The 21,712-nt window shown below is 46.3% G+C and carries 6 protein-coding genes; all 6 read right to left on the reverse strand.

Annotation, left to right across the window (positions count from 1 at the left end):
• Positions 1 to 3 precede the first annotated feature (3 nt).
• Positions 4 to 2,067, reverse strand: coding sequence for an amino acid adenylation domain-containing protein (locus tag BUA17_RS27850; RefSeq protein WP_083584891.1), 2,064 nt, complete (start codon positions 2,065 to 2,067; stop codon positions 4 to 6).
• Entirely contained in the window at positions 2,067 to 9,221 is a 7,155-nt protein-coding gene (locus BUA17_RS27860) for an amino acid adenylation domain-containing protein (RefSeq protein WP_072735624.1), read from the reverse strand. Before BUA17_RS27860 ends, BUA17_RS27850 begins: the two co-directional genes overlap by 1 nt.
• 33 nt (positions 9,222 to 9,254) lie before the next feature.
• The gene (locus tag BUA17_RS27865) at positions 9,255 to 15,782 is read right to left on the reverse strand and encodes a non-ribosomal peptide synthetase (protein ID WP_072735625.1); all 6,528 of its coding nucleotides are present in this window, start codon (positions 15,780 to 15,782) and stop codon (positions 9,255 to 9,257) included.
• Between the two features lie 40 nt (positions 15,783 to 15,822).
• A complete protein-coding gene (locus BUA17_RS27870; protein ID WP_072735626.1) occupies positions 15,823 to 16,722 on the reverse strand; it encodes a GHMP family kinase ATP-binding protein in 900 nt (299 codons plus the stop codon).
• 16 nt (positions 16,723 to 16,738) lie between these two features.
• Complete coding sequence (locus BUA17_RS27875; protein WP_072735627.1) at positions 16,739 to 18,214, reverse strand: argininosuccinate lyase; 1,476 nt, start codon at positions 18,212 to 18,214, stop codon at positions 16,739 to 16,741.
• A gap of 1,540 nt (positions 18,215 to 19,754) precedes the next feature.
• Positions 19,755 to 21,587: a glutamine--fructose-6-phosphate transaminase (isomerizing) gene (glmS, locus tag BUA17_RS27880; RefSeq protein WP_063567048.1), complete on the reverse strand. Its 1,833-nt coding sequence runs from the start codon at positions 21,585 to 21,587 to the stop codon at positions 19,755 to 19,757.
• Positions 21,588 to 21,712: the final 125 nt, after the last annotated feature.

A 21,712-nucleotide genomic window follows, 5' to 3' on the forward strand; every position in this document is an offset into this window, starting at 1 on the left:
GAGTTAGCCTTGTGTGACCGGTTTGCTATCCTCAATCATGACAGCGAGCTCCGCAACCGTTGGCTTCAGATAAAGGAAGCGGGCAGGTATGACCGTTCCCAGCAAGTTCTCCATATTAACGATTAGTTCAGACAGGATCAGCGAGTCGCCACCAAGTGAGAAGAAGTTGTCGTGAATGCCCACAGGCTCCACCAACAAGTTCTCTCCCCATAGTCTGACAAGTACCGATTCCATGGCATTTCTCGGCGAAGTATAAGGTGTGCCCAATCTGCGGGGAGAGCGCACAGCAGCAGCTAATTGTCCCCTGTCTACCTTCCCGTTCGGCGTTAATGGCATTTCCGCCAGCGGCATGATGGCCCATGGAACCATGTAAGGAGGCAATTGATGACACAGGTATTCATTCAACCCGGTCAGCTTCTTGGATTCCTCATCTGGAGAAGCGTTGGTCACAACATATGCAAGCAAACGCTTGTTGCCCAATCCATCCTCTTGTGTTGTAACCACGGCAGCCTGAACATCTCCATGTTTGGTGATGACCATTTCGACTTCATCCGGCTCTACCCGGTATCCCTGAATTTTAACCTGTCGATCTGCACGACCGATAAACTCCAAGCTTCCATCTTCAAACCACCGAGCGCGGTCCCCTGTTCTCAACATTCGGGCTCCGGCCGTTCTGCTCCATGGATTCGGCACGAATCTGCTCGCCGTCTCTGCCGGATTATTCAGATATCCTCTCGCTAAACCTGCCCCGCCAACGTATAATTCACCCTCCTGCCCCGGGGGCATCGGATTCAGATTTTCATCGCAGACAATTGCCCACGTTCCGTTGATCGGTGAACCAATCGGGACAGTAGGGTGGGTGGTCATCGTCGTAGTGGTCCAGCAGGTCGAGAATGTCGTATTTTCCGTTGGACCGTATCCGTTGGTGAACGTCAGATGCGGATGGGTGGCCAGAAGCAGCTCAAGGTGTGCAGACGAGATCACATCCCCACCTGCCAACACATGCTTAAGCCCCTTAAACATATCCAGATAGGAATTCACCATTACCTGAAACAATCCCGCTGTTAGCCATACAGTCGTTACTCCCTCCGTTCGGATCGTTTCAGACAGCAGGTCTGGACGTATCATTCCGCAATCGTAGATAACCAGCCGCCCACCATTGGTGAGAGGAGACCAAAGTTCAAACGTGGAAGCGTCGAAAGCGACCGGTGAAACAAGCAAAAATACATCATTAGGTGTAAAGGAGAAATCCTTGGCATTATCGACTAAACGAGAAACCGCCCGATGCGGTACACATACACCCTTCGGCGTGCCTGTCGAGCCTGATGTATAGCTGATATACGCCAAGTGCTCTGGTGTCACTTCTACCCTCTCCCGCCTAGGGGCCGAAGCAAAAGTCTGTTTGTCATGATCCAGCAGCAGTACAGGTATCGAATGTTCTTCGAACCGTTCACTGAAGCAGCTTTGAGTAATAACCAGGCAGGGCGAAGCATCTTCAAGAATAAAATTCAGCCTTGCCTGCGGAACACCTGTCTCAAGCGACAAGTAACATCCCCCTGCCTTCAGGATGGCTAATAGCGAAATCACGAGGTCAAAAGAACGATTGGCAAGAACCGTAACGATGCTGTCAGGGCCAACTTGAAACTGTGCCAGCCTGTTTGCGAGGGCTTCGGCAGCTTCATCCAGTTCTCGGTATGTCATATGTTTGGATTCATAGGTCAGTGCAACGCCATCAGGATTCGCTTGCGCATGGCGTTCGAACAAGTGATGGATGCAGGAAGAAGGATTCAAGGGGATGACGTTCCCTCTCCCAAAAGGGGCTGGCTCCCTTTCCGAACTTTCCTGAATACATGCCTCTTTCGTTATATCGCTGAGAAATGAGGTATTTGGCTGCAGGCTTGCTGGCCGCATATCTGTCCAAACGCCTTCGATCTGCTTCAGACATTCCTCGACCGTTCCTTCAAAGCCCGCGTATTCCCAGCCATATGCAAGCTCTCTCTCCACAGGCCAGATAGAATATTGTCCGTCGCTATTTCTAAGCGTTATATATCGCATTTGGGCTGACATCAGACCGACTCCTTCGCTTCATGAGTATAGGATTTCAGATACGCTGCAATCCGTGCAACATTCAAGGGATTCATCATGGAATAGTGATCCCCGTCCAGCATAATGCGATCTACCTGCTTGGCATAGTTGCTCCAGTCACCCTCCATAGACAGAGCACGTTCCTCCTCTTGGGCCTTGAACCAGGTTAACGTACCACCAAACCATTGGGGAACATGCTCGTGCATCGCCCTGTAATTGGATTTGAAAAGAGTATAGAAATGATTTAGATGCTCCTCATCGGGACTCCAGTCTTTTTTCAGCTCATCAGAACGATCCCCTATCATTTGTACGCCTGTGAGGTCCTGTAGGAAATGTTCCTTCCATTCGTTCTCCGAAAGCTCAACCGCTGCTTCGTCATGAGACCTTAGCCTTGCATCAAGCAGCATCAGCATCTCAATCTCTTCTCCTGCCTGTTCAAGCTGGCAGGCCATTTCATGCGCCACAATACCGCCGAATGACCAACCCAACAAGGCATAGGGTCCTGTTGGCTGTACAGCCCTGATTTGTGCAATATACTGATGAGCCTTATCCTTAATTGAAGAAAAAGAAGGCCCTAGCATGTCGTAGTTCATGGTTCCGTTCAAATGCTCATCCTGAATGGCGTAAACAGGCCATTCCGCTCCCAACGCCTGTGGAAAAGCGTTATAACAAACGATGCTTCCACCTACAGGATGAATGCAGTAAAGGGGTGTTCGGGAACCTGAAGCATTTAAGGCAACAAGAGATGATCGTTTTGACTCTCCTGCCGGAGCCTGACTCAGCAGCATAGCTAACCGCTCGATCGTGTCATGCTCCAGAATCGTTGATAATGGCAGCTTGCGGTCAAACGCCTGCTCTACTCTGGCCATGAGCTGAATCGCAAGCAATGAGTTACCGCCCAGGTGGAAAAATGAGTCCCTGATGCCTAGAGCAGCAACTTGAAGTACCTGTTTCCAAATATCTGATAATTGGTGCTGATAGGAATTCCTTGGTGGCTGGAATGCATCATTCAGATCTGCCACAGGGCTCGTATCTGGCTGTGGGAGCGCCTTCCGGTCTATTTTTCCGCTAGTCGTTAATGGCATTTTATCAATGAACATCCAGTGACCAGGGATCATATACTCAGGCATGCAGTTTTTTGAGAAGCTGTACAAGTCCTTGCGGTCCAGCGGAACATTCGGGTTTCTTTGCACGATGCAAGCAACCAGCTGCACATGCTGCCGATTGTCACTGGTTGTATACACCACGCATTCCGCAATACCCGGATGTTCGACCAATCTGGCCTCAATTTCCCCCATTTCAATACGATGACCACGTATTTTGACCTGGTGGTCCAGACGACCCATATATTCAATAGCTCCGTTCGGAAGATACCTGGCTTCATCTCCTGTTTTGTACAGGCGTGCGTTCGGCTCAGTTCGGAGCGGATCGAGTATAAATCTCTCCGCATCCAATTCCGTTCGGTGATGGTACCCGCGTGCCAGGCAGGCACCGCCGATATACAGCTCACCAGGCACACCGACAGGCACAGGCAACATCCGTTCATTGAGTACCCGCAGATAGACATTAGCAATTGGATAACCGATTGGAACGTTTATGTCTTCCGGCTTGCATGACCAACTGGTTACATCAACAGCGGCCTCTGTAGGTCCATACAGGTTGTGCAGTTCACACGACAGCTTTTCAAAAAATAGTTGCTTTAACATACGCGAAAGTACTTCCCCGCTGCAAATGACCCTTTTCAGTGTGGTGCATTGCTCTACTCCTCGTTGAGCCAAAAAAGCATGCAGCATGGAGGGCACGAAATGAATCGTTGTAATCTCTTCTTCCTGAATGAGCTTAATCAGATATTCCGGGTCCTTGTGCCCTTCAGGCTCAGCAATGACTAGTCCCGCTCCCGTGATCAACGGCCAGAAAAACTCCCATACTGAGACGTCGAATGTAAACGGCGTTTTCTGAAGCACCCGATCCATCCCGGTTAATCGATATTCTTTCTGCATCCAGAGAAGACGGTTAGCAATCGCTTTATGCTCGATCAACACCCCCTTGGGTTTCCCCGTAGAGCCGGAGGTATAAATCATGTATGCAAGCTGCTCAGGAAGGCACGGGACATTGGGATTCAAGGCAGACTCGGTGACTAATTCCTCATGAATCCGTTCCATATACAGAACCGTTCCAGCGTATCCTTCAAATAATGAAGCCCACTTTTCGCTTGTCACGACAAGTCCAAGATCAGCATCCTGAATAAGTTCCTGAACGAAAACTGCCGGATGATGCGGATGAATCGGTACGTAGGCGCCGCCTGCCTTCAGAATAGCCATCAGACTGGTAACCAGTTGAGTGGATCGTTCCAAACATATACCTGTTTTCACATCTGGCCCAACTCCATGTTTATGCAAGTAATGAGCTAGCCGATTCGCTTGTTCGTTACACTCACGGTAGCTTAAGCGTTGACCTTGATAAACAAGAGCAAGCTGCTCAGGTGTGCTCTCCACTTGCTGCTCGAATAACTTGTGTAGCAGATGGACTTGAGGAAAATGGTTTTCCGTCTGATTCCAGTCATCTATTTCCTGAAGTTCATCAACAGACAGTAAGGTGTCGTGATCCGCGACTTCATAGGTATGATGAACGATTGCACGCAGCGCCTTCTGATAGTATCCGGCGACTCGGCTCATTTGCTCTTCGCTGAACAGCACCTGATCCCAACGGAGCGCCAGTCTTAATTCACCGCTTTCGCCATCCAGCGAAAATTCAGCTCCGAATGGAAAACTGTTATCTGCGTATCCCGGCTCCTCAATAATGTGCAGTTTCTCATAAGAACCCAGCTTCTGCTCGGATACATAGAAATGAGTGAAATTAAAGAATGTCTCAAATAACTTGCCTTTTCCGGTATCCTGTTGGATCTGGGCCATAGGATATCTGCGATATTGCAGCATATCCTTTTCGGTTTCCCACGCTTTTTCCGCAATGGCGGCCCAGGTTCCTCCATCCAGTTGCATGCGAAATGGCAGTGTATTAAGAAATAAGCCCAGGGCGCGGTCACCATCCTTCTGCTCAAGACGACCGTGGAACAGCACTCCCGTTGTGATGTCTCCCTGATTCGTTAATGTTTTTAAAATGTGTATGTGAATGGCCAGCAGCCAGCTCTTGATTGGAATCAGCGTCCGCTGTGCGAGTTCCTGCACGTCATGTGAAAGAGATGGCGATATGTCTACCTCCTTGAGCATCATGACGGGAGGAGATGTATCTGCCGATTCCCACTGAGGAATCCTAATTCGAGAGAAGCCGTCCAATCTTCGCTCCCAGTACTCCTTATGCTCAGGCGATTGTAATGCGTTCAATTCTTCCCTCACATATTGCTTGAATGTCGTTTGTAATCGTGGAGCAGGCTCCAGTACCTGATCTTGCAAAAGGTGATCCACCTTTCCAAACAACTCAGCTGTAAAATGGGCCACGCTCCAGCCATCCAGTACGGAATGATGCATAGATACGATCAGTTGAACCCAGTCCTTCGCTCGCTGCAGCATAACGACTCGCAGGAGCGACTGACTCCAATCAAAGGATGTATCCATTTCATGCTCCACCCATTTCTGAAGCATTTCCTGTTGTGTGTCAGGGTCCGTATCGCTTACATCTACATACTTGATGCGCAGCTTGCCTCTCGTATGCACCAATTGCAGAGGAAGACTGTAACTCGATAAATCAAACGTCGTACGTAAGATCGGATGACGGTTGATTAACATCTGGAAGGCTTCGTCCCATACTTTCGTATGGAAGGAACCCTTTATGGAAAATTGAATGAGATCATGATACAGCCTGGACCCGGAATGCAGCTCACTTTGAAACAGCATGCCTCGTTGCAGTTGTGTAAGAGGGTACGCATCCTCTATATCTTCAGGTAGTTTGGCAAGATCCTCTTCAGGCACCAGATCAAACCTGTTGTCTGTAAGTTTGACGATGTCCTGATTCATCAATACATGCGGGGCAAGCTCCCGGATTGATTGATTAGATAACAAGTCCCGGATACCGAAATAGAGATTGGCATCTTTGGCAAGAGCAATAATCGACAGCATTCGGATCGAATCTCCTCCGCATACGAAATAATTGTCCTCGACGCCGATCCTTGGAACTTCAAGCACAGTTTCCCATATGTTTACCAGTCTCTCCTCAATTGGATTGGCTGGGGGCACGTAAGCGGACCGCCTCGACTTATGTTCCGTGTTACTCTGAAGAAGATCATAGTCTATCTCACCGCTGGTCAATCGAGGCAGTTGCGTCACCCAAAGCAGCGTCCTCGGAATCATGTATTCAGGAAGCTTGTCCCGCAGATCATGCTGGACCTGTTGTGCGGGAACAGTCTGCCCATCGACAGCAACCAGGTAAGCCATCACATACTCAATACCGTATTCGTCTCTTCGTACTTGGATTGCTGCTTCCTCAACAACCGGGTGATGAAGGCACGCCAATCGTATCTCATCAAGCTGTACGATATATTCACCTAGCTCCACTTGGTAACCCAAATGGCGCAAACATTCGATCTCTCCATTCGGTAAATAGCGACACATATCGTCCATCCGGTATAACCATACACCGGGCTCGCCGTTTACTGAACGATAGCTCCATCGCTCATCGGGGTGACAGGCATGAAATGCTCTTGCGTGATCCGAATCCAGCTCGCTCGCATGCAGAGTACCCGCTGCACCCATAGGCACAACCTCACCACAGGCATCAAGAATATAAAGCACCTGACCGGTTAATGGCGCACCAATGCCTCGATCTGACCGTTCATATGAGTTTCCACTGGCTGGAATGATACGACTACTGATTACGCCCCCCAGTTCGCTCAAGCTGTTTATTTGAATGAGTTCCGGCTGATGACGGGTATGACGACCTAACCACCCATTCATGAAAGGTATGGTTACGTTCTTTCCTTTAATAAAAATCGTACGAAGTTCCAGCTTCCCTTTTGCATTGGTTTCATCCAGTCTGATCCAGGTGAGAAATGAAGCCCGAGTCAGTGTAAGGCGCGTTATTTTTTCCTGAATCAGCAGTTCATTCATATATTTAGGTTGATCGGCAATCCATCCAGGCACGATAACCAATGTTCCTCCATTGAACAACGCTCCGCATATTTCCCATAACGCCAGTTCACTGTCCACTGCATGCAGCATGGCCCATACGTCATTTCGATCCAGATCAAACGTACAGGCTGCCGATTTGCATAGCTGCACAAGTCTGAAATAAGGCACAGCAACAGTTTGTGAAGCCCCAGATGCCCCGGTATTCCAGAACAGATACGCTCCATCACTCGCAGCCATCTGTACCTCAGGATTGGCTGCATACGCAGGGATGGCAGGAATCCGCTCCAAACAAAAGATATCCTGTCCTGCTTGCGGAACTTTGTGGACGTTGTTTTCGTTTGTAACAATGCGTGATACAGCTGCATGTTGCAGCAACAGGATGTTCCTTGCTACAGGATGTTCGGAATTCAACGCAACGCAGCAGCACCCTGCTTTCCATACACCCAACATACCCACGATGAAGTCAATGGATGGCTCAAGCCACAGTCCTACGACCGTGCCGGGAACAACCCCGTTCTCACGCATATACCACGCAACCTGATTGGCTCTCTGATTGAGTTCAGCGTAGGTCATTGCTTCACCTTGATAACGAATGGCAATGGTATCCGCTTGTAAGGCAGCCCAGTGTTCAAACGAATGAAGACCACATGTCGAACTCTGTACCTGGATCTTCGTATCCTTTTGCTGATACAGTTGTTCGCTTATAGACCGCTTCTCTTGCTCATGCATAAAAGGAATATGCCATATTTGCTGCTCCGTATCCTCCAGAATGCTTTCTACGAGTTGCACATAATGGACAGATAGCTGTTTAATCAAGACTTCATCATATAGATTCTTTTGGTATTCAAATATGCCATGTAATCCCTCTGGCGATTCCGCAATGTCTAGATACAATTCGAACTTGGCTGTACCTAGATCTAACTCAACCGGCTTAATATCAATATGTGGAAAATTAAGCTCCAGCTTCGGATGATTCTGGAACGAGAACATCGCCTGAAAAATGGGGGTTTGTCCTAGGCTACGCTCCGGCGCTAGCCTTTCAACGAGCAGATCAAAGGGTACCTCCTGATGCTCGTAAGCTTCTAATGCAGTCTTACGTAGCTGCATCAGCATTTCCCGAAAGGAAGGATTATCATGCAGACGAGCACGCAAGGTCATTGTATTAACAAACATTCCAATGACGTTCTCAAGCTCAATGTGATGCCGATTGGCAATAGGCGTTCCAATAATAATATTGTCTTGACCCGAGTAACGGGCTAGAAGCAATTGGTATACGGCCAAGAGCCCAATATACAACGATGTGCCGCTGCTACTGCATAATTGCGCAAAACGCTCAGATAGTTGCAGAGGAATGTGAAATTCAAGAGAAGCTCCTGTATTATCGACCACAAGCGGTTTTGCTGGATCAACAGGCAAGTCCAGAACAGATAGTTCTCCTTCCAGATGCTTCTCCCAGAAACGCATTTGTTTCTCAAGCTCTTCACCTTGCAGGCTGTCTCTTTGCCATTGTGAAAAGTCGGCTACCTGAATCGGGAGCTCTGCTAACTCAGCCTCTTTTCCTTGTAGTTCAGCGGAATACAGCAAACTCAGCTCCCGCATGAAGACGGAGTAGGACCAACCGTCTGTAATAATATGGTGCATATTGATTAAAAAATAATGTTCCTGTTCACTAATGGAGTAAAGAACCATCCGGAAAAGGGGGGCCTGTTCCAATGAAAACGGAGTGCGTATGTCCTGCATTATCCGGTCATTAGTTCGCTTGACAGCTTCATTCGGTAATTGAATATGACTGATGACATAGTCCAGTTCGGGAATGATGACTTGCATGATGTCATTGTTCTCCACTGTGAAATATGTTCGCAAGGATTCGTGACGCTCCATCAGTTTGTTAATAGAGCGCTGAAGTATTTCGAGATCAACAGGTCCGTCAAGCTTATACAGCAGTGGCACATGATAGACAGAAGGATCAGTTATGGTCTCCTGAACAAACCATATTCGTCTTTGAGCAAAGGACGCTGGAAACAAATAATGGTTACTGCTAATCGTTGTACTCAATTGGTCAGTCCCCTTTTTCCTTAGATGGTGGCTTCACGCTTTCGTGCCCCTCGGCATTCTTGAAATTTTTGGAATTTCTACTTTGTTTTCCGCGTCAATACTGCTGATAATCTGAGCCAATTCCATAATCGTTGGTGAATCAAAGAACGCCTTAATGGGTACGTTCTTGGAGAACTCCTTGCGGATCAGAGAGTTCATCTGGGTTGCAAGCAGAGAATGACCACCTATCTCAAAGAAGTTTTCCTTCGTCCCAACTCTCTTTCGATGAAGGAGTTGACACCATATCCGAGACAAGCGTTCCTCTATTTCATTCGCGGGCTCTACTGAACCTGAACCTTCCGCTGAACATACATCCGGTTTCGGAAGAAGCGCGCGATTAATCTTTCCACCCGCCGTAAACGGGAAATTCTTCAATGTCACGTAGAAGGATGGCTGCATATAAGATGGTAGTAGCTGTTTGGCATCATGGCGGATTGTATCCAGAACAGCCTCTCCATTTTTGCATTTGACGTAGGCGACGAGTTGTTGATTGGAGGAATCCAAGTCATCTCTTACCGTCACTAAAGCCTGTTCAACCTGTGGTAGCTGTTCCAGACAAGCTTCAATCTCTCCAAGTTCCACTCGATACCCTCTAATTTTGACTTGCGAATCTTTCCTTCCAATGTATTCGATCTGTCCGTCCTCACGATAACGAACGTAATCCCCGGTTTGATACAAACGCTCGCCCTGTTGGAACGGATGAGGAATAAACACCTTGTCGGTTACCTCCGGTTGATGCAGATATCCTTGGGCCAATCTTACTCCGCCTATAAATAATTCCCCCGTAACACCAATGGGTACGGGCTGAAGCAAATGATCCAGAATGTAAAGCTGTGTATTCGGCAAGGGTCTGCCAATCGGAAGGTCCTCATGCTCTACGTGCAGCTTATCCATATCATCATAAAAAGTGGTCGCCGCTACAGTTGCCTCTGTCGGCCCATAAGCATTGCTCCAGCGAATACGTCCCTGCGTAATCTGCTTCCATTTTTCGTATATGGCTATGGAGGCTTTTTCTCCTCCAACGGATACCAGCTTCATAGACACTGGAAAAGCATCTGTTTCATCCCACTCGCTGACGAGTAAATGCCAGTAAGCTGTAGGCAAGTAAAGTACACTGATTTCTTTCACGTTTAACCATCGCACAAACTCATGCGTATCTAATACCGATTTCGGACGTAGCACAAGCGTTGCACCTGCGAGAAGCGCTGGAAAGATCTCATGGATGGAGAAGTCGAAGCTGATTGCTGAAAATTGCACGATTCGGTCGTTATCGTTCAGACGGTTCCCCTCTATAACAGTCTGAACATGATCAACAAGCGAACGCTGCGAAATCATGACCCCCTTGGGCTTACCCGTAGACCCCGAGGTATAAATTACATAAGCTGTATTTTCCATGGATATGCAATTCGCAGGTAGCCCAACTTTCTCTTGCGAGACACGTTCTACTTGTATTTCTTGCAGCTTGTCCACGGCTACCACACAGTCGTGATCAATAGGCAAATTAGCCATTAAATCGGAGTGCGTTAAGACAATTGGCATCCGGCTGTTCTCCACCATCCAGCGAATACGCTCTGTTGGGTATTCAGGGTCTATCGGCACAAAGCAGGCGCCTGCCTTCAACGTCCCGAGCATGGACGCCACCAGTTCAATCGAACGCTCCATGTACACGCCAATGACTGTACCCGCCTCAGTTTGTGCATCCCGTAACATGCATGCAATAGTCTGAGCTTGGGTCAGAAGCTCTTCATACGTGACTGTTCGTTCTCCATCCTCAATGGCGACAGCGTGTGGATGACGAAGGACAGCTTGTAAGAATTGCTGATAGATGTCCTTCTCCTGGGCTCTATGATTTAACCCGGACCTTGCTGTATCATTCCAGTCGACGAGTAGTTGCCTCCGCTCCCGTTCGGTCAACAGGGAGGCTTGTGCAATCGATGTTTCCGGCTGCTGTAACATGCTCTCCAGTAACTGCGAATAGTGCTGGGCAAACCGCTCGATGGTTCCTCGTTCAAACAGAGCAGCCCCATATTCAATCGTGACTTGAAGCTCCTGGTCCTCTTCAATGAACATGCTGATATCAAACAACGAGTTGATGCTTTCCAGATTATAAGGGCTGAACTTTAATGCCTCTCTATCATTTAAATGCTGTGTATTTTGCAGAGAAAACATCACCTGGAATACAGGCGAAAATCCCTGGGAACGTTCCGGTTGTAGCTCTTGTACCAGCTTTTCAAAAGGGATCTCCTGATGGGAAAAGGCCTCCATCGTGACCCTTTTCACCCTGCCCAACAGTTCCTTCCATGTCATCTCAGAAGACACACTAGTTCGGAGCACCAGCGTATTCACGAAAAAACCGATCAACTGCTCCCATTCCGTCCGATTGCGATTGGTCATGGGTGAACCAACCAAAAGATCATGTTCGCCTGTGTATCGATATAACAGCGCCTTGAACGTTGTAAGCATGGTCATATATAATGATACGTTTTCCTGCTTACTGAATTGCCTCGCTTTCTCGGCGAGTCGTCGATCTATAGTAAAGTCAAAATGCGCCCCTTTATACGATTGCTGAGCAGGCCTAAGACGATCGGTAGGTAATTGCAGAATGGGAAGCTTACCTTGCAATTGGTTTTTCCAATAGGCCATTTGTTCTTCCCAACGGACGCCTTGAAGCATATTTCGTTGCCAAATCGCATAATCCACGTATTGTAGAGGAAGGGCAACCCTTTGAAAAGCAGGGTCTTGCTTGCAGCGATCATAATTTTCCCACCATTCCTGTTCAAGCAACGACATGGACCAACCGTCAAAAATAATATGGTGTACCACCAGCAGTAGAACCCACTCTTCATCGTCCAAACGATACAGACTAGTTCGAATTAACGGATCGTTGGCCAAATCAAATGGCCGTTGCTCCTCCTCAGCAATCAAAGCTTGGAGACGGACATACTGGTGCTCACCCACGTCATTACGCAAATCTACCTGTCTAATCGGAAGGGACCTGAAGGGATGGATCATTTGCTTCGGCAGTCCAGCTTCATCCACAAAGTTGGTCCGCAAGCTCTCATGACGCTCAATTAATTGCTGATAGCTCTGTTCCAGAGCTGCTTCGTCCAACTCTCCCATAACACGTAAGGCCTTGGAGATGTTATACATGGATGAGTCTTGCTGCCATTGCTCAAAAAACCAAATTCGCTCCTGAGCATAAGAAAGTGGCATATAAGGCTCGCGAGGTACTGGAACAATACTTTCACTTTCCGATGAAAGACGTTCATGCTGTGCCAAATAGTGAACTAAATGTGCCGCAAAGTCACTAAGCTGCGGAAACTCAAAAATGGTATAGATCGGCAGATCGGTCTGGAACGCACTTCGGATACGGGAGATCACCTTGATCGCCAGCAATGAATGACCACCCAGTTCAAAAAACTGGTCCTCCAGTCCAACTTCTTCACATTCGAGAATATCTACCCAAATGGCAGCAACAGCCTTTTCCGCTGCAGTAACAGGAGCTGTCTTGTTTTTTCCTCCCATGTTGCGTTTGGGCTGTGGAAGAGCAGATCGACTGACCTTGCCACTCGGTGTCAACGGCATCTCCTCAATCTTCATGAAAATGGTAGGAAGCATGTAATCTGGCAATTTCTTTTTTAAGTGCTCCCTTAATTCAGGCTCTGCAATATCCTTATCCACTACAACATAAGCAACCAGTTCATGTGGGGCTTGCTGCTCCTGATATGCCACGACCACCGTCTCCCGAATACCCGGATAAGTGCTAATGACCGATTCTACCTCACCTGGTTCCACGCGGAAGCCACGAATTTTGACTTGCTCATCCATTCTCCCTAAAAATTCAACATCACCGCTTGGCAGAAAACGCGCCAGATCCCCCGATTTATACATACGCTGACCAGGCTCACCTACAAACGGATTAGGGATAAATCTGTCTGCGGTCAGTTCCTCCCGATTCAAGTATCCTCTCGCGAGACATATTCCACCAATATACAGTTCGCCGTATACGCCAACAGGGACAGGTTGAAGTTCCTTATCGAGAATATATATTTCACAGTTATCAATGGCTCTGCCTATGGGTGGCAGCGGATTAACTTCATCCATATCTTCAATCATAAATGCGGTAACGACATGGGTCTCCGTTGGGCCATAGTGATTCTGGACCGTGCAATTCCCAAGCTTTTTGTGCCAGTTTCTGATCTGTGGTGTAACGCGAAGCTGCTCTCCTGAAACAGTAATATCTGTAATCCCATATTCGATGCCTTCGATCTTTTCGGCGACCTCAGCCAGCTGCTGGAAGCTGATGTAGGGCAAATGTAAACGCTGAACTTTATGCTCAATGATGAGTTCAAGCAGACTCTCCGGATTTTTGCGAGTTTGCTCATCGACCAGAATTATCGTGCCTCCGCTGCCAAAAGCTGAGAACATCTCATGGCATGACATGTCGAAATTCAGGGTCGAAAACTGAAGCACGGTCGCCTGTTGCGGCGACTTTAGGTTTTTCATTTGCCAAGCCATTAGATTTACGATAGGGCGATGATCCATCACGATGCCCTTTGGCTTGCCCGTTGAACCCGAAGTATACAATATGTATAAAATATGATCTGGACCAACACCAGACTCCGGTACTTCTTCCACAGGTTCAAGCTCTTCAATATGATCGAGAATGAACAGATTTGTACCAGCCCCCTCAATAAGCGACAACAGTGAGGATTGAGTAATTACAACCGGAACATTCGTATCCTCCAAAATATAAATTAAGCGATCCTGAGGATAATGCGGATCAAGCGGAACGTAAGCTCCTCCAGCTTTTAGAACACCAAGCACCGCAACGACCATTTCCAATGACCGTTCCATACAGATTCCAACGCAAACATCTGGGCCCACCCCATGCTCCCTAAGCTTGAAAGCAAGTCCGTTTGACAAACGGTCTAACTCCTTGTAACTCAAACGAGCATCCTTAAAGACGATAGCACTCTTATCAGGTGTCTGTTTGACCTGTCGTTCGAAATACTGGTGCATGCAGATGTCATCCGGATAAGGCACGGTCGTCTGATTCCACTGCTCCAGAAGCTGACATTCCTGTTTCAATAAAATTTGAAGCTGCGTAATAGGTACATCCGGATGCTGAACGACGGACTCCAGCAGCAGAAGATAGTGCTGGATGAAGCCGGCAATGGTCTCTTCCTTGAACCGGTTCGTACTATATTCAAATCCACCAGACATCCCTTCAGCGTGCTCAATCAGGGTAAGCTCCATCTCAAACTTCGACGTTTGATTATCAACTTCCATAGAGGTAACATGAAGCCCATCCAGATTCAGCCGAACATCGTCAATCAGGTTAAACATCACCTGAAATAACGGGGTTCCACCCAGATTCCTCTCAGGTTGAATAGCCTCAACAATGGTATCGAATGGCACATCCTGATTTGCATAAGCATCCAGTGTTACTTGCTGTACCCGCTCCAGCAGGTCCAAAAAGGACATGTCGCTGGATATCGATGTACGAATCACTAAGGTATTTACAAAAAAACCGATTAAATCTTCCAATTCATTGATATTACGATTGGCAATTGGCGTTCCTACGATCAGGTCTGCTTGTCGTGTATATCGATATAAGAGAATTTTATAAACGGTCAAATATACCATAAAAGGAGTTGCTCCATACGTTCGGCTTATTTGCTTCAATGCAGCATTAACTTCGGATGGAATCGTGAAGGTAGTAAATGCACCTTTGAACGTTTGGCGAGAAGGACTTGGAAAATCATATGGAAGCTGTAATACCGGTAAACTACCACTGAGCTTATCCTCCCAATAAGACAATTGCTGCTGAACTTCGTTTCCTTTCAGATGCTCGTTCTGCCAGTGTGCATAATCTGCATATTGTATCTCAAGGGGCAGTAGGGGCAAACCCTCACCATTCCGGTTCGCACGATAAAGCAGTTCCAATTCCTGGCACAGAACACCTGTTGACCAACCATCAAAAACAATATGATGGATGTTAATCATGAAAAAGTGATCATCCGGCTGAACGCGAATCAACCCTGAACGCAACAATGGCCCTACCGATAAATCAAACGGTGTCTGTGCTTCCCGTTGGAACAGCTCCATAGCGACGAGTTCCCGCTGTTCTTCAGGCAGATCGGTTACATCGTTCATTTTCCAGTTATATTCAGACTGATCATGGATAATTTGAACGGGTTCCCCTTCTTCAACTGCAAAGGTGGTTCGCAACGACTCATGTCTGCTGACCATCTGCTCAAGGCTTTTGGTTAAAGCACTCGTATCCAACTCTCCTTTGAGGCGAAATAGAAAAGGGATATTGTAAAATGCGTTTTGTGGATATAACTGATCCAAAAACCAAAGGCGCTTTTGAGCAGAAGATACCGGAGAAGACTCCGTCCGCGATACAGGCTGAATGGTTGTATAAACGGCTGTGTTTCCCACTCTTTGTTGCAGCAATCTTTGGAGCATTTCTTGCTTGGATGCAGGAATTGAAGACTTGCGATGACCTGTTTCCATTCAAATTCTCCTTCCGTAGATCAGAATGAACAACTGTGTTTCAGACGACTTCCATATTGGTATGAAAAATCGTAACCTCGCCATGCAGTAAACTCATTAGTTCATAGGCCTTATGTAGTTGCCAGCAATACTCAACGTCAGTCTGGTCCAGCAAAATTCCAGTGCAGGTACCACTATGCGTGATGACAATTCCCAGCCCGTCCACCTCATTGCATATATCCAGAACCCGCTCCATCTGTTTTTTCTCCAACAGGCGCTGATTCATAATTGCACTTTGAGTGGAGATTTTTCCCACAGCTTTTAAATCATTTCTTTTTATTGCAGCAGAAATGCTTGCAAGCATGTGGTCGTACTCCAGCTTCTCCACTGCACTAAAGGATCTGGAAATTTTATTAAACTCTGTTGTATCAACTTCGCCACCTTCATCGATACTTACAATAGACAGATTGGGAACCGGGCCAAGACTTTCACGTAACCTCACAGCCCGATGGTAATAAGATACGATACCGTCATACATGACACCGTCCGTTGGTTCAATTTCCTGGATTAATGCCTCCAATTGTTCTGCTGTCAGATTCAAACCAAAACAATGATCAATCGCTCGGGCGGTTGCAACAATATCAGCTGAGGAACTGGCCAAACCTTTTCCAACCGGAATGTTGCTATTAATCTCAATAAATCCTCCCAGCGGAAGGTCATATAATTGAAGAATTCTAAGCGCTATTTTCCTTGACTTCGATCTATAGCTGGGAGATACAATCAGGTGGGGGAGGCTCGGCTGTGACTGAAATGTTACATTTGAATATCGGTTGATCGGCAGCGTAATCAGGAAATTCTGTGCATCGGTTCCCACCCCTTGAAGAAGTTCACCAAATGTCCCGAATGATTTTCCAACTCCAATCGACTTTGTTAAATTTTTCCTCTCCAAATATGAACTCATCTGGTAACCCCCTAGGTCAGTAAAGTAAATAAGTTCCACTTCTCTCCTTCGCATTCTGGACGTATTCCCAAGTCAACGCTCGTTCCCGTTCTTGAATGGATAAAAGCTCCGCCACCTGATCCGGATGAGTAGATCCGGAGGACTGCTTTGCAGACAAACCAGATTCAGCGGAAAAACATTGGATCAAAATCTCATCATGAAGTTTACTAACATAACCCATCTCACCACATATCGTTCGGAGTAACTCTGAATCAACATCCAATGGCCCACGCCTCTGTTTAATCATCGCTGTAATGTACTTTCCTGCTATGATCTGAGCATTTCGATAGGGTACATCACACTGCAAGGTTAGTTGATTTGCTAAGGAAAATCCGCCAAAAAACTGCTCGTTGCAGACCCGCTCCATCTGCTCTTGATCAAAGCTCACATGCGTAATGACATGAGTAAGCAATTGAATCGCGCTATTCATAGTCTCAAGCATGGTTAAAAAATGGCTACCTCCCTCTTTTGCTGTCTCAACCAAATTGGTATATGGAGTTCGTTGTTGCCCCATCACAAGATCGAGATAATATGCAGGAATATGAGCCAATTTCCCTCTAATTCGTTCTAAAATAGTAAAATTTTTCTTTTGAGGCATCGCTGAAGAAATGCCGCACAAATGATCGGGCAATTGCAAAAAACGGTATTCGCTACTACCCCAATTCATGAAATCTGTCATAAATCGCGTTAACGTCACACTCACATTCGATAACTCCGCACCAATCAGCAGCATAAAATCCTTGGAGGCGACTCCCATCAATGCATGACGACATTCCCGCTCAAATCCTAACATTCGCGCCATATTCACTCGGTCCCACTGTAATTCCAGACCTGACATTGCCCCTGACCCTAACGGACATTCATCCAAGCTTGTCCAATGGTTTTGAAAACGTCCAATGGTTTGTCCAATGTGCTCCAGAATTGCTGCGAAATAGAAACCTGGGCTGATAATTTGTGCTGACTGGTAATGTGTATAACCCGGCATTTTGGTATGGATGTGTTGCATTGCAAGTGGATGAATAGCATCAGCCAGTGAGAGTAGAGCTTCCATCATATTGAGCAATTGGTCTCTGGCAAGCATGACCTGGGCTGTTGCCTGTACATCATTTCGGCTTCGATCCAGATGCCAAGCTGTAATGGAGTGGCTGGTATTCTGTTCTACATACCGTTCAATCGCAAATAAGATATCCGTCATGTTTTCCTGAGGATTGCCTACCAATGTGTCTATGTCGAGTTTGTCCAATTGAAGCAAAATATGCTGCAACGCTTCATGTTCTAGCAATCCCATGCGGGTATATTCCATGGAGATAACTTTTTCAATTTGAATATAATAGGGAAGCAGGTGTTGAACCTCGTATTTGAATTGTGGATACAATATTTCATCATGAATAAAGGTGTTAGGTTGCTCCTTTAGACGCCCAGTTAGTGTGTTTTGGCCTATCCTTTTGTCCATAAATCACTCTTCCTACCTTCATATTTAAAAAGCATTTGACTAGAGAAGATAGACAAATAACAAAAAGGGAAAATTTTCATATATTTGTTTTAATTATATTTTTTTCTTCTTAATTACTTTTAACACAACACACATGTCGAAGTAAGTCGCTTCTTGGTAAATAAGATGGATAATTTGTTTTTTTCTACATTTACTTCTCAACAGTCTAGAAATGATAATTAATCGGTTATGACAGAGGTTTTCACAAAAAATAGTTCTCCTAAATTTTGAAGGCCCATAATTTTAGGTACTAGTTCAACCGCGCTCATAACTAATGCTGTATATCATTGGTCCAATAGCCAGGTGCCAAACTGCAAAGGATTATCGGGAGATAGTGTTGCTGAACGAGCGTTGCTGCACAGTGGAAGCAATCCAAAACGGAATCGTGCAATTGTAAATCGTTGATGAACAGGCTCACAACAGTCAAGTTTGAATTTTTCATAGAGAATTGTAAGTAGACAGTTTGATTCGTAGTTCGATTTCATTGGCTTGGGAAATTTGCGGCAGCTCCTTTTTGATTCGGCATCAACGGTCTCGACGGTCAAATCCAAATCAAGGATGGTCTTGGATCGAAGCATGGTAAAATGATTTCGTTGTTTAAATTACGTAAGTCGTAGGTTAAAGTAGGGCACGACTTGCTAAGACGCCCCAACTCCAACTCCTTGTAGAGTAAGGAATGATGTGGGTAGAGACAACCAAGAAATCGCTGAAGAAGCGCTTCTTGCTGAAGTCTGCGAAAGTGGAAGAGCCGCTGGCAGCCAAGCGTCCAGGCGATGCTGAGATAAAGCAAGATTCAAAGGGAATAGAAAGATTTTTGACTTGACGCAGTTTAGACTTTTCAAAACCAGCGTCAGATTGATTTTCTTCGAGGTATTCAAGGAAGACCTTGCTACCTCCGACACTTAATACATTTTGCAGGGGAAATACACTCTTAATTTTACGTATAGTTGTGGTAGACTTCGCCTAAAAGGTGCTTCTCTCTTTGGTTTCAGTGTTCTGGATAAACACTACTCTGCAAAAGACTTGAGGCACTTTTCATGTTTCCACCACATGTTATTTTCGAAATTCATTGTTATATGAATTGAAAGACATGAACTTGCCCCGATTATCATAGATTAGTTTAAATATCCTTTCGATTTGGATGTCACTGTATGAAAAGGAGGCAATCCAAAATCACTCGGATCGCCTCCTTTTCATGCAGTGTTATGCAGCAAACATAAATTCTGTTTCATGGATCATTTCATTTTTAAAGTAAGTCACGAGTATCTTTTGTTTTAGTGTAAAGCAATAATTTGGGTCAAGGCCCGCCAAAAATCTGAGCAGAATTCTACTTTCCTTCAACCTTCTAGATTAGTCCAAAAAAGAAAAGTCGAGCAGATATCAGGAAATAATCCTGCATCCACTCGACACTGATACGATTTAATTGCTATATACGCTTTGTCTTGGCGCCAAAGAAATTGATTCGTGTTGCAAATCACATATAGCTAGATTGTTTAACCCCTTACTCTACCGTTACGCTTTTCGCCAGGTTACGTGGTTTATCCACATCGTGACCCAGTGCCAGGGAAGCGTAGTATGCAAGCAATTGCAATGCTACAACGGACAGAGCCGGGCTAAGCAGTGGCAGCGTCTTAGGAATTGCAAACGCTTGATCAACGGATTTCAGCAATGGTGCTACGTGCTCTTCGTACGTAATTGCCAGTACGTCTGCGCCACGTGCTTTCACTTCTTTGATGTTGCTCACGGTTTTCTCCAAAACGTTCTCCTGCGTTGCCAGAGCAATGACAGGGATACCGTCCTCGATCAATGCGAGCGTACCATGTTTCAACTCACCCGCAGCATACGCTTCGGAGTGAATATAAGAGATCTCTTTCAGTTTCAACGATCCTTCTTGTGCTACTGCATAATCCAGACCGCGGCCGATGAAGAAGAGATGTTCATGTTTGGAGATTTGCTCTGCATATCCTTTAATAGCTTCCGCTTGCTCCAGCATGGATTCAACTTGCTCAGGCAATGCTTGCATTGCTGCCAGCATGTGAGCAATCTCTTCTGCTGTTTGCGTGCCACGAACTTGTGCAAGGTACAGACCCAGCAGGTTGAACGCGATCAACTGCGAAGTATACGCTTTGGTAGAAGCTACTGCAATTTCCGGTCCTGCCAGTGTTGCAATCACATCGTCCGCATCACGTGCAATGGAGCTACCTACAACGTTAGTGATGGCGAGTACATGTGCACCATTTGACTGTGCTTCACGCAGTGCAGCAAGTGTATCAGCCGTTTCACCGGATTGGCTCACCACGATCACAAGTGTATCTTTGCTTACGATCGGTGAACGATAACGGTATTCGGAAGCAACATCTGTTTCTACCGGAATACGTACCAGTTGCTCGATTACAGTACGTCCAACCAGACCTGCATGGTACGCTGTACCACAAGCGATGATTTGAACGTTACGGATATTTTTGATTTGTTCTTCAGTCATTTTCAACTCAGGAAGTTGAACCTTTTTGCTTTCATTATCGATGCGACCCAGCATTGTATCACGATATGCTTTTGGTTGCTCATGAATTTCTTTCAGCATGAAGTGCTCGAATCCGCCTTTTTCTGCAGTTACAGCATCCCAATCGACACGAATCATTTCCCGAGAAATAAAGTTACCTTCAATCGTCATCAATTCGACAGCATCATGTGTCAATACAGCCATTTCACCATCATTCAGAATGTACACGTTACGTGTATGTTCCAGAATTGCCGGGATGTCGGAACCAATGAAGTTCTCGCCTTCACCAATACCAATAATCAATGGGCTTGCTTGACGCACAGCTACGAGTTTCTCAGGCTCATGCTCTGTCAATACACCCAGTGCGAAGGCGCCACGCAACAACGTGATCACTTTTTGCACTGTTTTAACGATATCACCATTGTATTCACGCGCAATCAGGTGAGAAATAACCTCAGTATCTGTCTCGGAAGTGAACGTGTGACCTTGAGCCATCAATTCGTCCTTCAGATCCAGGTAGTTCTCAATAATACCGTTATGCACAACAGAGAACTTCTGGCTTCCATCCGTGTGTGGATGAGAGTTCTCATCCGATGGTTTACCATGAGTTGCCCAACGTGTGTGTCCGATTCCGGCATTACCTACCAGTGGTGCACCATCCAGCTTAGCTTCAAGATTCGCAAGACGACCAAGAGCTTTCGTGATTTGCAGACCTTCTGGTGTGAATACCGCGATACCTGCAGAATCATAACCACGATACTCGAGTTTCTTCAATCCTTCGACCAATACCGATTGAGTGTTCTTATTACCAATATATCCAACAATACCGCACATAGTTTATTTCCTCCGATTGTATATGAATACTGTGTCACGAAGAGAAACAGGCTGGCACGGCATATCGAAAAAATGAAAATGATTGCCTAACGTATCATGAAAACTTTCAATTATTCAATTATCAA

Source organism: Paenibacillus sp. ov031, from assembly GCF_900143165.1.
Lineage (GTDB): Bacteria > Bacillota > Bacilli > Paenibacillales > Paenibacillaceae > Paenibacillus > Paenibacillus marchantiae.